This window comes from Gammaproteobacteria bacterium, assembly GCA_029882975.1.
GTDB lineage: Bacteria > Pseudomonadota > Gammaproteobacteria > SZUA-152 > SZUA-152 > JAJDNG01.
Genome location: JAOUJW010000009.1, coordinates 112,800 through 128,468 on the forward strand (window position 1 = coordinate 112,800; position 15,669 = coordinate 128,468).

The window sequence follows — 15,669 nt, forward strand, 5'->3', positions numbered from 1 at the left end:
TATAAAGAGCCAAAATGCCGGAAATTACCAAACGAAAAATAGTAGCCCAATCCCGAATTTTTACCATTGAGCAGTTGGATCTGCGGTTTTCCAATGGCGTGCAAGTCCAATATGAACGACTGTGTCCACGGGGACAGGGGGCTGTACTGATAGTCCCTCTATTGGATGACGACACGGTTTTGTTGATACGTGAATACGCTGCCGGTGTAGAGCGCTATGAGCTGGCCTTACCCAAAGGTAAGATAGATGCCAATGAAACCGTAGAGGAAGCCGCCAATCGGGAACTGGCAGAAGAAGTGGGATATGCTGCCCATTCACTGCAGCGGTTAAAGTCTCTTTCTGCATCACCCGGATACCTGGCCAATAATACCCATGTTGTGCTGGCCACGCAGTTGTACGAAAAAAGGCTGCCGGGAGATGAACCCGAACCTATAGAAGTCGTACCGTGGAAACTCAGCGAACTGGAACAATTGCTGCGACACCCTGAGTGCACCGAGGCCAGAACTATTGCCGCCCTGTTTATGGTAAAATACCATCAACCGGCCTGAAGCATCTCAGCAAAACGCCCGTGGGTGAAAAAGTTTAAACAACGGAATACAACTATGAAATTAAATCCCGAACCCTGGCTGGAACCGGTTATCCGCATCGCTCAGGCTGCCGGTCGCGAAATATTACACGTCTACAACTCGGGATTTGACGTCACTCGGAAACATGACAACACACCTTTGACTCAAGCCGATTTGGCAGCGCACCACTGTATCGAAGACGGCTTGGAGCAACTCACTCAAGATTTTCCGATTTTGTCAGAAGAGTCCACCCACATTGCTTTTCATGAACGCAGTCAGTGGGAAACCTATTGGTTAGTGGATCCTTTGGATGGCACCCGTGAGTTCATCAAACGTAATGGAGAATTCACCGTAAACATTGCCTTGATACATAAACAAAAATCCATACTGGGGGTGGTATACACCCCGGTCACCGGAGTTTGCTACTTTGCCTGCAAAGGTGAGGGGGCGTATAAACAGGAGCCGGGTAAAACAACCTTGGCCATACACAGTCGCAAGAAACCGGGTAAAAAAGTCATCGTAGCCGGTAGCCGCTCGCATCGGGGCGACTCTTTAATTGAATTTTTACAAAAAATAGGCCCGTATGACATTATCAGCATGGGCAGTTCACTAAAGTCCTGTCTGGTCGCCGAAGGTAAGGCGGACATTTACCCTCGTTTGGGCCCCACATCCGAATGGGATACTGCGGCGGCCCAATGTGTCGTTGAAGAGGCCGGCGGGGTTATTATGGACTTACAGATGCAACCTCTGCGCTACAATACCAAACGTTCCTTGCTAAATCCGTTTTTTCTAGTGTGCGGAGACAAGCAATACGATTGGGGACAGTACTTCTGACCAATCACCCTATTGGGGCATTCCCGTACCCAGATTGTAACCGACTTCAAAATCCCAACGGTCTACTACGTCACTCAGGACACTGATTTCCGCTGCTCCCGGATATACCGGATACGCTCCACAGGACTCTCCGATTTCACATATTGCCCCATCATTATCCAGATCTGAACCGGAACGTAAGATATATCTGCCCTCTTTAACATTGCCGATGCGGTAGTGATAAACGCCGCCATCGGAGACGACAGAGGTGACGAACCCTACCATGCGTTGGTCCTCTGCACGGAGTAATTTCACATGCTGTACCCCGGCATTGTGACTGTTGTCGGGTTGCGCCACTTCCATGCTGACGGGAATATCCGCAAATCCAAAATCGGAGCTGACCCTCACGTTTGCCGTGTATATACCCGGCGCCAAACGGCTACGATCCACTAGAACTTGATACTCGCCCAAACCGTCGCCGTCCACTGCCACTGCATATAGTTGCAACCAGCCGCCGGAGTCCTGGCTTATGTTCACTCCTGTCACAATGCCACCACCCCAATTGGACAGGATAAGCCTCAAGCGCGATGCCGCCAGGCCAAAATTCAACTGCCCAGGCGCCACTTGTAACAGCGGGTCTCCCTGTGATGGGGCATTACCCGCGGCCAGCGCCTGCGCTGTGGTTAGGGCCTTGTAGGCATCCACCAAACCATAGCCATAACGCTCGTCCCAACCCGTGATGCCCAGATCTTGTGTCAAGAGACCGCCTCTGAGCAAGTTATCGAATTCATCCGGGCTTAAATTGGGATACACGGATTTCATCAAGGCTGCCACGCCGGATACATGAGGTGTGGCAATCGAAGTGCCTGTCATAAAGCTGTACCCGTACCGTAAAACCCCGGTGCTGTCATCCCCCGCCGTACTGAGAACATAGTCCGGGTTATTATCACCGTTAATATCGGTCCAGGTACTGCCACCACCGGGCGCCGCCACATCTATGGTACTGCCATAATTGGAATAGGCTGCGTATTGGCGACTTATATCCACAGCGCTCACTGAAACCACGCCGGTATAAGCTGCCGGAAGAAAGGGGGTAGCGGAACCGTCATTACCCGCGGCCGCGATAAGGATGACACCGGCATTACGTGCCGCAGCATAGGCGCTGGGAGGCTCCAGGGTTTCAACAGCACCTTTGAGACGACCCAGGCTCAAGTTAATGACATCTGCCCTTTGTGTTGGCACGATTCCCGTGTCATTGGGTAAACCGGCTGCATACAATACACCCTGCATTACATCAAATTCGCTGCCGCCCGCAACACCCAGTACTCTCAAAGGCATCACTTTACTGTTCCAGGAAACACCCGCCACACCCTGACTATTGTTTGTGTTGGCAGCAACGATTCCGGCCACATAGGTTCCGTGAAACCCGCCGCTGCTGTTGGGATCGGTGGGATCGCTGTCGGGCCCATCCAAATCAGCGGCACTAACCGGGTCGCTTACAAAATCATAGCCTGACACAAACTGGCCTTGCTGTCCGTCCTGGTAATCCAGATCTGGATGTTGCGGTAAAATACCCGTGTCCAACACAGCAACAATGACATCAGGACTACCCGTACTAATATCCCAGGCCAGGGGCAAATTTATGAGAGGATAGTGCCATTGCATAGGATAACGGGAATCATTGGGCACCCGGGCCGGGTAAACGCGATAGTTCAACCGCACCGATTCAACGTCACTACGCCGCTGTAACGCAGCCGCAACCGTGATGGTATCCTGCTTCAATTGTTGCTGCGCTGACACTGCATTCGATGCGGGCTCAATTCCCAAGGCAGAAAATGTACCGGGAGCCATAGGCGCTCCCCCGTTACGTCCAACATTAATACCCAGTAACATATCGCGGTCCTCCGCCCCGCCTTTGGCGGTCATCCCCAATGCGGCGGCACGATTGGCGGCCGGGGAGAAACCCGAGTATGCAGGTTTGAATTTGACAATTAATTCGCCGGGAATAAAGTCATCATTGGAACTGAAACCATTACCTGAGGATGCTGTAGCCGGTAAATTAACGCCCACGGTGAGAAGATAACCGGATGCACCCAGACTGACTTCAACACGGAGGTGATAGGTGCCAGTACTGGGCGCCGTCACGCTAAGGTTGCCGTTTCCCGTGCTTTTCTCCAGGGACTGACCGTTCAGTAACAACTCCAGGGCCAAACTTGCTGTGCTGTTAGCCCTGGACAGAGTAACGATCTGCCCGGCATTTAAATCGACCTGGTAAACGTCAAACACATCGCCTACGGAGCGGCTGCGCCCATTAGGTCCCATGCCGGGCTGATTTACGTAACCACCGACCAAACCGGGATTGGGAATCAGTTGAGCCGTTGCAATGGAATCGTTGGCGATAAAAGGTGCGGCGGGATCGTTTACATCCGAATCCACATAGTGGATAGACGACACGTACAAGGTGCCGCTGACAGCCCCCTTAGGATCATCATCCAGCAGACTGTCACAGGAAAGTAACAATACAGTGGAGAATAGCAACCCCAATGCTTTGTAGGGTAGCCCGTTAACCGCCAATGAATTCTTCATGCTGTAACCTCGCTGCGACGGCCTTGAACACTAAGATTGCCGAACACTAAGAATGCCAATTTGTATGAATGCATACCGTGAACAGATTCTCATGCGAAACATTGGGAGGCAGGAATAGTAGCGGTAAGCAATATTTCTGTGACGCGTTAAGCGTAGCAATGCAGACGACCGATACTTTGTCGAGTGTTGGCTACATGCCGACATAGGCCGATTTAGTACTAACATCAGCCCCTAGCATATAGCGCAATGAAACAAAAGCCAAGTTTTTTAGTGTTGTTAGCCGGTTCAGATCCAGAGCAGGGTTCTGTATATTTCCCTACAGAACCCTGCATCACAGATGCCCGCGTTAGTGCGCTGTAATAATAAAACCGGTTTCAAAATTGAGGTTATTGATGTCGGTGCCACTGCCATCCACCACGATGTCCCCCGAAACCGAATTCAGCACAGGATAAGCCCCGCAAGATTCGCCCATTTCACACAACACACCGTCATTGTCCAAATCCGAGCCCGAACGGATTTGGTAAGTTCCCGGTGGAATTTGTGGAAAGGCGTAACTGTACACACCACCGATTACAGTCACCTTAACGGAAGCGCTAATGACCTGATTGATCCGGTCCCACAATTCCACGACCTGGGGTCCGGCATTATCATCGATGGCCGCAGGTGCAACCTGCATGGTGACGTTAATATTAGTGGAACCGGCATTGGAGCTGACCGCAACAGCGGAACTATAGACATTGGCGCTTAAGCCGGTGCGATTAACGGAGACGCGGTAGGTGCCCAAACCGGAAGCGTCCACGGCTACCGGCGTCACACTGAGCCAATTACTGTTTTCCGTCACACTGAGCCCGCTCAGGGCGCCGCTTCCACTATTGGAAATGGTCACGGTTTGGTTGTTTAATGCCAGACCAAAACTAATATTGGTAGGCGTCACCTGTAACGCAGGTGATGGTGCAGCGCCTCCCCCGCCGGCCAAGGCGTCTGCAGCCAACACAGCCTTTTGCGCATCCACCAAACCGTAACCAAAGGAATCATCCCGGCCGTTGGGACCCAGATCTTGAGTCAGGTCGCCGGCGACTAACATACTGTCAAATTGAGCCGGTGTTAGCGCCGGGTACACGGATTTCATCAAAGCAGCCACTCCCGCCACGTGAGGCGCTGCCATAGAAGTGCCATTTTGGGGTGGGTACAAGTACTGCAAGCGACTGCCGGAACCACTGCCACCGGTGCTGTAGACCGAATCGGGCCAACCATCAGAGTTTACGTCCCGCGATGTGCCTCCGGGCGCCGCGATATCGATGTTAGGACCAAAATTGGAGTAGCCGGTAAGGCTGCGACTGATATCCACGGCGCTCACGGCGACCACGCCTTCGTATGCCGAGGGCAGGTATATATCGTTGTTTCCATCATTCCCCGCCGCAGCCACAATAATGACACCGTTTTGACGTGCCTGCACATAGGTGGACGGTGGTGTGGTGGTGTTACCTGTACGGCCCAAGCTCAGGTTGATCACATCCGCCCGTTGAGCCGGACTAAGGGTGACACCCGAGTCATTGCTCAATCCCGCCGCGTAACGGATGGCCTGCAACACATCGTAGTCTGTGCCTCCTTGAGCGCCCAAGGCCCGAAGCGGCAAAATGCGGCTGTTCCAAGCAATTCCGGCTACCCCTGTATTGTTGTTGCTGGCCGCAGCCACCGTACCGGCTACGTGGCTGCCGTGATAGGAACCGCCTCCCGTACCATTGCCCAAATCGGTGGGATCGGAATCGATACCGTCACCATCCAAGGCATTGGAAGGATCGCTGACAAAGTCATAACCATAGTTAACGTACTGACCCTGCAAATCCGGATGATTGGGTAAAATGCCCGTATCAATGATCGCCACCACAACATCCGCCGAACCGGTGCTGGTATCCCAGGCCTGGGGCAAGTTGATCAACGGAAAGTGCCACTGCAAACCGTACAAAGTATCGTTAGGCACGGCAGCGGCGAACACTCGGTAGTTAAGACGTACCGACTCTACATCAGGGCGGTTCTGCAATGCAGCCGCTGCCAAAATGGTATCCTGTTTCAATTGCGCTTCGGCATTGGCGGCGCGGTAGGGAACAGCCGGTATTCCCAGCGCACTTAGGGTTGCCGGAGCAACACCATTGACGTCGGTATTTAAACGCAACAGCATTTCCCGATCCGAGCTGCCGCCCTGCACAGTCATACCCAAGGCGTTGACTTTAGCCTGCGCCGGAAAAAAGGTATTTGGAGATTTCTTAAAGTCCACAATCAGCTGTCCGGCCACGAAATCATCCGCAGCACTGAAAGCATTGGCATTCAATGCGACAGGTGCCTGGGAACCCACGGTTAACACATAAGAAATGGAACCGGTGTCGGAAATCAGCTGGATGTACACTACATAATTATCGGTTGCCGGTGCAGTTACCGATAATACGCCGCTGGAACCGGTAACAGACTGCCCTGCTACAGCCGAACCCCCTAATGTCAGTACCATCCATACCATTGTGGTGGCATCACCGTTATTGTCCCCCAAATGCAGATTGACCGTTTGGCCGCTGTTGAGACTGACAGCATAATGATCCTCCACATCGCCACTGATCCGTGATGCTCCCGCAGGACCGGAGCTCGGCCGATTCAAATAGCCTCCCAGCACGGCCGGGTTGGGCAAAGCTTGGACCGTTCCTGTGATAACACTATTGTCGATGAAATCAGCATCGGCATCATTCACGTCGCTATCCACCACATGTGAGGTGGTCACCGAAATCGTGCCACTGAGCCGGGACGGTTGCTGGCCGACCAAGGGATTGACTGTGACGGAAACCATCGCCGAATCGCTACCCCCTTGATCATCGGTCACCACCAAGGTGAAGTTCAATACCGTTTGTGCAACGACACTGGGGGCCGAAAATGTTGCGACAGCACCATTGGCATTATTAAGCGTAACAGCCGGCGTTCCCGTTTGGCTCCACGCGTATGAAACTATGGTGCCATCGGGATCACTACTGCCGGACCCGTCCAGGGTCACCAGCGTACCCGAGATCACAGTCGGATCCGCAACAGCGTTGGCCGTTGGCAGTTGATTGGCTGCGGGCGCCGGATTTATGGTTATAACTGCCGAATCCGTGTCACTGGCTCCGTCGTTATCGGTCACTGTCAAGGTAAAAGTCAATTGGGTCGTCACGCCCACAGTGGGCGCTATGAATCCGGCATTTACGCCATTGGCGTTGGTCAAAGTGACGCTGGGACTGCCACCCGTCTGGGCCCAAGCGTAAGAGACAATAGTACCGCCATTCGAATCGCTGCTACCGGCGCCTGATAGAGTCACCGCAGCGCCCTCTGTTACGGTTTGCGGCCCTCCGGCATTGGCGACAGGCGCCACATTACCCGGAGGATTAACCGTCACAACCACTTGCGCAGTTCCGGTTGCGCCATCGTTATCGGTGGCTGTCAGGGTAAAGTTAAGGGTGGTGGCACTGCCCACGGTGGGCGCTGTAAACGTCGCCGTGGCGCTGTTGGCATTACTCAGCGTCACGGTAGGACTGCCACCGGTTTGAGACCATACCAAAGACGTCACGGTGCCATCGGAATCGTTGGCAGAACCGCTCAGTGTTACCGCAGCACCGGAGGCGACGCTTAGGTTTGCATCGGTAACACTGACACTGGGCGGCGCATTAACGGCCACCGGGTTAATGGTAATCAGAACCGTATCCGAAGCCGACACACCGCGATTATCGGTAACCGTGATACGCAAGGTAACCGGCGTGGGCGCGGTCACAGCAGGCGCGGTAAAGGAAATCTGTGCCGCACTGGTGCTGGATAAGTTGACACCATTTGGGCCGGAGAGAATTTCCCAGACATACACTAAAGTCCCGAGGCTTTCGTCGGTGGCCGCGGCTGTAAGGTTAACCGTATCGCCCACCGTCACACTTTGATCATTGCCCGCCGATACGGTGGGTACTGCATTACCGTTAATGGTAATGTTAATTTCAGTGGAACCCGTTGCTTGCTGCGAATCCGTTACGGTGAGTTGTACGGTGACTATGGTGTTGCTTACGACCTGGGGAGCAACAAACTGTACTTGATTGGCACCATTGGACACCAATGTGATATTGGTACCGGTAGACGTGACCAGCCAGTTCCAGCTCACTATCGTACCGTCCGGATCGTTGCTGCCGCTACCGTTAAGCACCACGGTATCCCCAACATTGACCGTGGTTTGATTGGCGCTGATATTTGCAGTGGGCGGTGTATTACCCGCAACCGGCGGCACAACGGTGACAATAACGCCGGCTGTTTCGGAGACGCCATCCTCATCGGTGACCACGACGGAAAAATTATAAGCGGTGGATTGGCTCACCGTTGGCGCAGTAAATTGCAGGATTTGCTCAGTTGCACCGGTGACGGGCGGAGTGGGCAAAGCACCACTGCGATTCGTGTGTTCCCAACGATAGGTTTGTATGGGCGCCCCTTGGCGCTGTATGTTCACCCGCAAACTTACCGGAGTTCCACTGGACACCGTCTGATTGCTGCCGGCGTTAATGATTAACGGCGGGGTAACTATCACCTGGACATCAGCGGAACTACTGGCACCATTGTCATCAATCGCGGTGAGTCGAAACAGAAAAACTTCACGTTTCGCAGGCGCCGTAGGCAGGGTAACTTGCGTTGTGGTGTTTTGGCGGTTGCCGAAGACTACAACGGGCCCGGCGATCTGGGTCCATTCGGTAGATTGGACACCGGTGTCATCGATGGCTCCGCCGGTCAAGGTGAAACTGCTCACATCACCCAGTGACTGATTCGCACCTGCTGTTACCACCGGTGGCGTGTTGGAGGGTGTGGGAGTGGTATTTCCATTCCCTTGAGATTGAGTGTTCTGCGGTTCTCCCGTACAGGCTGCTAATATTAAGGCCATAAGCAACAGCAAGATGCTGTTTGTCCATGGCATACGACGCATTGCGCTGATAACTCGCATTGGTTCTGCCCCCGTTTCAGATTTTTATCGCCCGGACAAAAAACTACCGGTTCTTCACACCATTTGACACCTGCATGACACCAGGCTCCTGCCTCCGGCCACACCGGTGTTGGGCAAGTCGGCTGCAAATAAACTTGCCAAGATTCGCTATAAACTACTACTATTACTCAAGCTTTAACAAGCATGAATCATTATTTGAATATCCAGAATCGCTAGCATATCCCTTGCTTACACTGATTCCAAGTCCGTTTGCCCAATGTGCCCACGGCCTATTCGGTAAAGCTCTGGAAAGCCACAACGAAAACGTGACGGCTTGCGCAAGGACCCATCGATAAGCTTTTGATTAAATTAACTAAAATCACTTATCGCCACGGGCGGATTGGAACATTCTACATGGTTTTCTGTCTTACAAATACACTATATTGAAAAACTAAAGGACATAATTGTGCATAAAATATCTTCAGTTGTTGCAGCTGCAACAATAGTCACCATGGCCATTTCCCCCATGGCGTCTGCGGCTAAACCTAAATCCGACAAAGAAAAATTCAGTTACACCATCGGTGTTCAAATCGGCCAGAGCTTGAAACGGGAAGACCTGGACATTGATATTAAATTTGTAAAACAGGCCATGGAAGACGTACTTAAAGACGCTAAGCTGCAATTGACCCAGCAAGAAATGCAACAAGCATACACCAATGCACAACGTATAATGGCTGAAAAAATGGCAGCCAAAGGCGAAAAATCCAAAAAAGCCGGCGAAGACTTTTTGGCGAAAAACAAGAAAAAATCCGGCGTGAAAGTCACCGAGTCCGGTTTACAATATAAAGTGGTTACAGCCGGCAACGGCGCACAACCTAAAACCACCGACACCGTAACCGTGCACTACAAAGGCACCCTCATTGACGGCAAGGTGTTCGACAGCTCTTATGATCGCAACCAACCGGCCACCTTCCCTCTGACTGGAGTGATTAAAGGTTGGCAGGAAATCCTGCCCATGATGAAAACCGGTGCTAAATGGCAGGTATTTATCCCCTCTGACTTAGCCTATGGACCACGCGGTAGCGGCGGCGGCATCGGCCCCAACGAAACCCTGGTATTCGATATTGAGCTGTTGGAAATTAAAGCGAAATAAATCGATATGGCGGGTTCGCTGTTGCGAACCCGTTTTCTGTTGTTCGTACCGCCCACGCCACCCTTCTACACCATTCCTTGCTTCAATCTTCCAGTTTAACCGCACGCAAACGCGCAGCGGCTTCTTCCGGTGAAACTGTGTTTACAAACAAACCCGACCCCAATTCGAATCCGGTGGGAATACTGGTGCGAGGACATATCTCTAAATGCCAATGATAACTGTCTTCAAATTCATTGCTTCCAGGCTGATGCGGCAGGGTATGCAGAAAGTAATTGTATTGCGCCCCACCGATGACACTGTCCAATCGGGACATGGTGCGCTTTAATACCCAAGCCAAATCTTCTAACTGCTGCGCGCTGACTTTGAGAAAATCAGCCTCGTGCGCCAAGGGTAAGATGTGCACCTCCCATTCAAAACGGCTGGCAAACGGCTTAATTGCAACAAAATGTTGGCCTTTTTCCACCACATATAGACCACTGTCCAGCTCTCGGTGAAATTCTCCGGATTCACTGTTATAACCTGTGGCGACGAAAGTCATGGCATCGTCAATCAAACAGCAGTAAACACAGCTATGATTGCTGCGGTGATAGGTACGGCTGAATTGCACTTCTGCCTGAACATTCTCCGGCACCACCGGTAAAGCTATGAGTTGGCTGTGGGTATGGGGAATACTGGCTCCGGCGGCAGGACCGAAATTTTTAAAGGCCAGGACATAACGCAAACGCGCGTCCGATTGGTATAGCTGAGTCATGCGTTCACGGTACGCCAGAAATAATAGTGCCAAATGTTTCTGCGACATTTGGTGCAGGCCAATCCCGTGATTGTGATGGTCTATTATCACTTCGTGGCGCCCGTACCCTTCAATGGTTTGACGCAGGCCTTCGTTGATGCTTTCGCCGTATTGCTCGTCGCTTAATACCGGATAGAGATTTTCCACAATGCGAATATCCCATTGCTCCCCCTCGGAATAAGTGGAAATCTCCGGTGGGGTCATGTGCTCATTACCGCGACAAAAGGGGCAGGTTTCCACATGCTCTCGGGTATCCCGCGGAGCGGGATCTTCTTTTTTACGGGGACGCTGGCCACGGGCCGTGGAAACCAGTACGGATTCCGTAGGCACAATGGGATCCAGTCGAATTTCCCTCACAAAGTCCTGATCTTTGTTCTCACTCATAGACGCTCCCGGGGTTTTTACGACATTTTTTGAAAACCTTGTTGACCACCCTTGGTAGACTAACACCAACGGCATGAAGACAGATTAAAAGCTTTTGATTTGTGTATAAAAGCCGCTAGGGGACCCAATACTCTAAGGGCCTTGCATCGGCCACTCGACGATGTGGTCTTCCAATTCCAAGTTATCAAATTCACTAAAAACCCGGCCGCGTACCGAATGCCCGGCTTTGAAAACGGATTCCGGGTCACCCGATACCAATGGGTGCCATTGCGGCAATTCTTGGTTTTCCGATATAAGTCGATAGGCGCAACTGGCCGGCAGGAAAGGCAAATCCCCCAGATTCGGGATATTTTTCAAGTCCACACAGTCCTGCACCAGGGTAGCGCGACGCTGGTACTCCCGACAGTGGCAGTTATTCATATCCATGAGACGACAAACTATATTGGTGAAGTACAAATCCCCGGTGTCTTCGTCTTCCAATTTAATCAGACAGCATTTGCCACAATGGTCGCACAAGGACTCCCATTCCTCAGTAGTCATTTGCTGCAGGGTTTTTGTTTTCCAAAAAGCTTGCGTCACCGGGTATCACCTTTGGCCTCGTTCAGAGCCCAATCGTAAGCTAAGTAGTCTATGGGCACTTGCCCCTCTGCTATGCGCTGTTGCAGTGGGGCACCATCACTGAGATAGGGTGCAATAAATCGCGCCACACTGCCGTGAGTTTTGTCAAAATCCTTACCGTACCATTTAAACAGGCTGGAAATCAGCAACCGGTCTTCTTGGGCACTATAGCGATTACGGCTACGGTCACCAAGAAAGGCTTTGGCGCCGGATTCTAACATAGTTTCCAACCTCGCGGCGGTATACGCCTGCGGCTGCAATTTGGGACAGCCGATGGAAGCGCATACCAAAGCAAAATGTATCCTGGGCTCGGAAAAATCCTCGGCGCCTCGAATCAAACGATGCTCTATTTCGTCCAGATGGGTATCGGCTTGAAACAGGCGAAAAAAGCGAATTTTCCAGGCGCTTCGAAAAAAACTACCGATATCTTTGATGGACTTAACCGGATAATGCTGCAAAATAAGTTTTACCGTAAATGCATTGTAGGCATTGATGAGAAACGCCAAACGCTGCGGTGGAGTCCAGGCCTGGAACTGCTTTTTGTTCACTTTTGACAAGCCGGCCAAATACTGCTCCAGGGCTTGGGGCTGCTGTTTCCAGAGCCGGTAATTGACACCACTGAACGCCCCGTGGTCCTGAACATACTGCCGCAACAGTTGATCCCAGACCTTATGTTCATGATCAAAGTCCCCCGCAAACACGGGAGCGTTAATAGAAAACAGCAGGCACAGTACGCCGGCGAATCTTGCAATAACGGTGGACGGTATCAAAGGCACTCTGGAAATCACAGCCGCTAAGCCCGACGCCAGGCGTGGAACTTTTTCAGCCAATCCAACAAGCGTTCCGGTTTGTGGGCTTTTTTCCAGTTTCCCGCCACGTACTTGTTCATTTCAGCCAACGTGGGATAAATGTGTATGGTTCCGAGGATCTTATTCAGCCCCAGGCCATGGGTCATGGCCAGTACAAATTCGGCCAGTAAATCCCCCGCATGCGCCCCCACAATGGTGGCCCCAAGAATTTTATCTTTACCCGGCACGGTCAACACCTTCACCAAACCGCGATCTTCGTCGTCAGCGATAGCACGGTCCAAGTCATCCACGCCATAGTGGGTTACCTCATAGGGAATGCCCAGTTGACGGGCCTGTTTTTCATTAAGCCCCACCCGCGCCACTTCCGGATCGGTGTACGTGGCCGCCGGAACCACCGCGTAGTTAACCTTAAATTTTTTAAAGGGACTGAACAAGGCATTAACGGCCACATACCAGGCTTGATGCGAGGCCATATGGGTGAACTGATAGGGACCGGCAACATCGCCACATGCGAAAATGTTGGGGAAGTTGGTGCGCATAAAACCGTCCACCTGCACTGTACCCTTATCGCCGATGTGCACCCCCAACTCTTCCAAACCGAAACCGGTGACATTGGCACGACGCCCCAGAGCCAGCAATACCGCATCAAACTCCAATACACATTCCTTGGAATCCTCTTTGTGGCAGTACAGCAGGCGCTTTTGACCGTTTTGTATTTCAAAGCGTATGGGCGTGTGTCGATCCAGTAACCGCACGCCGTCCTGCTTCAAACTCTCAGCCACCAGTTGGCTTACCTCTTCGTCTTCTGCGTTCAATACGCCTGAGCGCCCCACCAAGGTCACCTGCGAACCCAAACGTTGAAAACTCTGGGCCAGCTCGCATCCGATGGGCCCCGCCCCCAATACCAGTAAACGTTCCGGTCGTTGGCGAATGTCCCAAATCGTATCCGAGGTGTAGTAATTCATGGCCTGCAACCCTTGAATGTCCGGTACATGGGGTCGGGCACCGGTGGCAATGACAATATTGCGGGTAGTGATGATTTTGTTATCGACTTGCACATGATAAGGCGACATTACTCGTGCCGCCCCTTGGATACACTCCACCCCCAGTTGGGTATAGCGTTCCACCGAGTCGTGGGGTTCCACTTTTTGAATGACCCTCTGAACTCGCTGCATCACTTCCGCAAAGTCGAAATCAACCTGCGCCTGTTTAAAACCAAAATCTTGTGCCCGTTTGGCATAGTTCAGCATTTTAGCGGAACGTATTAAGGCCTTGCTGGGAACACAACCGGTATTTAAGCAATCGCCACCCATTTTATGTTTTTCAATCAACGCCACTTTGGCGTTAACAGCAGAGGCAATATAAGCAGAGACCAGGCCCGCTGCACCGGCACCGATCACCACCATATTGTAATCATAGGATTTGGGTTTTACGGTGCGGCGGTTTTTACTGTGCGTATGACTCATAATTAATCTCGGACCGTGACTGACTCGGCTCGCAGGGATTTATTGTTTTTAACAAACTCCAGGCCTTTTTTTGCTACAAAGGGAAATATTCCCAGCAAGGCAAAAGACAATAACAAACCGGGAGACAATATACCGCTGAGTGATTCGATGGAAGCCAGTTGACTGCCCGCGTTAACATAAACTATCGTCCCCGCAAGCATACCGATCTGACTGACCAGGAAAAATTTCAGCGTACCGATGGGTGTCAATCCCATCAATAAATTTATCAGGAAAAAAGGAAATATGGGAAGCAAGCGCAAGGAAAACAGGTAAAAAGCGCCTTCTCGACGCACTCCTTCATTAATGGCTTGTAGTTTGTCGCCAAATCGAGCTTGCACCGCATCGCGCAGTGCAAAGCGCGAGACCAAGAATGCCAGCGTAGCGCCCACCGTGCTGGCAAACGAAACGACCACGGTTCCCACCAATAGTCCAAAAACTGCGCCGCCCAGCAGGGTCATGATGGTGGCTCCAGGCAAAGACAAGGCTGTCACCAGCACGTACACCAGAAAATAAGCGATTATTGTGCTCCACTGGTGCTCTTGATAAAAAGCCATGAAATCCTGACGCTGAGATTGAATGTATTCCAAGGTGAAAAATCTACCCAGATCAAATATAAAAAAAACAGCAATGGCCACGGCGATCAATGCCAACATGACTATTTTGGTGGATTTCAAGTTCTTCATAGGCCTTCCCAATAATCGATTCTGTATCCGCCGGTAGCCGCACCGACAGGCTTCAAACTATTGACGCCGAACTCCCCTCGATATTACAAACCAAAACCGCCATTTTGTGTCATTTTCGTCACACCCATCCCCAGGTAACGTCTTGTATCTCACTTTGGGTGCAGTAAACTCTTTGGCCCTGTGTCAAAATAACAGAATTAATGTAGATTCCACCTTAGAAATTCCATGGAGATAAAGCGGATGTCACAAGATTCCGATTCAACTAAAGAACAGCGTATTTTGAATGCCATGAAAATGGTGCTCACCGATATTATCAAAGACACCACTACAGCGCCGGGACTGAAGCACCCCTTATCGGACGGTACCATAGAGAATATCCGTAACTGCCTGGGTTTAATCAGCGCCAGAGAATCGGAGTTAAAGCAGGATGCCGGATACGCCTCGGAAAAACCCTATTTCATCGACGAGCCGCAAAAGAATGTGGTGGTTTCAGTGGATTCTTTAAAGAAAAAGGACTGAGACGAGCCTCGATCTGCATTTGCCTCAGTCTGTATTTACCGGTATTTAATAGTGCGGCGGCGGCGTCTCTTCCGATTGTAATGCCAACGGCGAGGGCGACATATGTTTCACCAACTCGTGCAACCGTAACAACTCCTGAGTCATTAAGGCATTTTGCTTCTCCAGTTCCAACACGGCTTTGGTCAGCTCATCGATGCTGGCCTCTTGGTGAGCAATACGAATTTCCAAGTCTATAATTCTGGATTCCATCCTACCTCCATCATTCTGAGCCCTTAGGCATCAC

At 51.6% G+C, this 15,669-nt stretch carries 10 protein-coding genes and 1 pseudogene; 4 read left to right on the plus strand and 7 right to left on the minus strand.

The genetic code is table 11. The annotated features are described in order from the left end of the window. Positions 1 to 14 precede the first annotated feature (14 nt). Both nudE and cysQ read left to right on the plus strand, forming a co-directional pair. Complete coding sequence (gene nudE, locus OEY58_08975; GenBank protein MDH5325579.1) at positions 15 to 548, plus strand: ADP compounds hydrolase NudE; 534 nt, start codon at positions 15 to 17, stop codon at positions 546 to 548. Between the two features lie 54 nt (positions 549 to 602). After that, positions 603 to 1,400 (plus strand): 3'(2'),5'-bisphosphate nucleotidase CysQ, encoded by a 798-nt coding sequence (cysQ, locus tag OEY58_08980; protein MDH5325580.1) that lies wholly within the window; start codon positions 603 to 605, stop codon positions 1,398 to 1,400. A 9-nt stretch (positions 1,401 to 1,409) separates the two neighbouring features. Here the strand turns inward: cysQ and OEY58_08985 are convergent, their stop codons facing one another. Together OEY58_08985 and OEY58_08990 are read right to left on the minus strand one after the other, a co-directional pair. Continuing rightward, entirely contained in the window at positions 1,410 to 3,965 is a 2,556-nt protein-coding gene (locus OEY58_08985) for a S8 family serine peptidase (protein ID MDH5325581.1), read from the minus strand. A gap of 346 nt (positions 3,966 to 4,311) precedes the next feature. After that, on the minus strand, positions 4,312 to 8,946 hold the full coding sequence (locus OEY58_08990) for a S8 family serine peptidase (protein MDH5325582.1): 4,635 nt from the start codon (positions 8,944 to 8,946) through the stop codon (positions 4,312 to 4,314). Between the two features lie 445 nt (positions 8,947 to 9,391). Between OEY58_08990 and OEY58_08995 the strand changes: the two genes are divergently transcribed. Then, complete coding sequence (locus OEY58_08995) at positions 9,392 to 10,078, plus strand: FKBP-type peptidyl-prolyl cis-trans isomerase (protein ID MDH5325583.1); 687 nt, start codon at positions 9,392 to 9,394, stop codon at positions 10,076 to 10,078. A gap of 82 nt (positions 10,079 to 10,160) precedes the next feature. On the opposite strand, the gene OEY58_09000 is transcribed toward OEY58_08995, so the two are convergent. From OEY58_09000 to OEY58_09015, 4 genes and pseudogenes are all read right to left on the minus strand, one after another. After that, on the minus strand, positions 10,161 to 11,252 hold the full coding sequence (locus OEY58_09000; protein MDH5325584.1) for a DUF4921 family protein: 1,092 nt from the start codon (positions 11,250 to 11,252) through the stop codon (positions 10,161 to 10,163). A 132-nt stretch (positions 11,253 to 11,384) separates the two neighbouring features. Next, the gene (locus OEY58_09005; GenBank protein ID MDH5325585.1) at positions 11,385 to 11,831 is read right to left on the minus strand and encodes a YcgN family cysteine cluster protein; all 447 of its coding nucleotides are present in this window, start codon (positions 11,829 to 11,831) and stop codon (positions 11,385 to 11,387) included. Next, entirely contained in the window at positions 11,828 to 12,700 is an 873-nt protein-coding gene (locus OEY58_09010) for a DUF547 domain-containing protein (GenBank protein MDH5325586.1), read from the minus strand. The genes OEY58_09005 and OEY58_09010 overlap by 4 nt, the downstream gene beginning before the upstream one ends. Continuing rightward, a pseudogene (locus OEY58_09015) lies at positions 12,664 to 14,867 on the minus strand (FAD-dependent oxidoreductase). Before OEY58_09015 ends, OEY58_09010 begins: the two are co-directional and overlap by 37 nt. 240 nt (positions 14,868 to 15,107) lie before the next feature. Between OEY58_09015 and OEY58_09020 the strand changes: the two are divergent. Beyond that, complete coding sequence (locus tag OEY58_09020) at positions 15,108 to 15,386, plus strand: segregation and condensation protein A (protein MDH5325587.1); 279 nt, start codon at positions 15,108 to 15,110, stop codon at positions 15,384 to 15,386. A 45-nt stretch (positions 15,387 to 15,431) separates the two neighbouring features. Here OEY58_09020 and OEY58_09025 read toward each other — a convergent pair whose 3' ends face one another. Further along, positions 15,432 to 15,635, minus strand: coding sequence for a SlyX family protein (locus OEY58_09025; protein MDH5325588.1), 204 nt, complete (start codon positions 15,633 to 15,635; stop codon positions 15,432 to 15,434). Positions 15,636 to 15,669 lie beyond the last annotated feature (34 nt).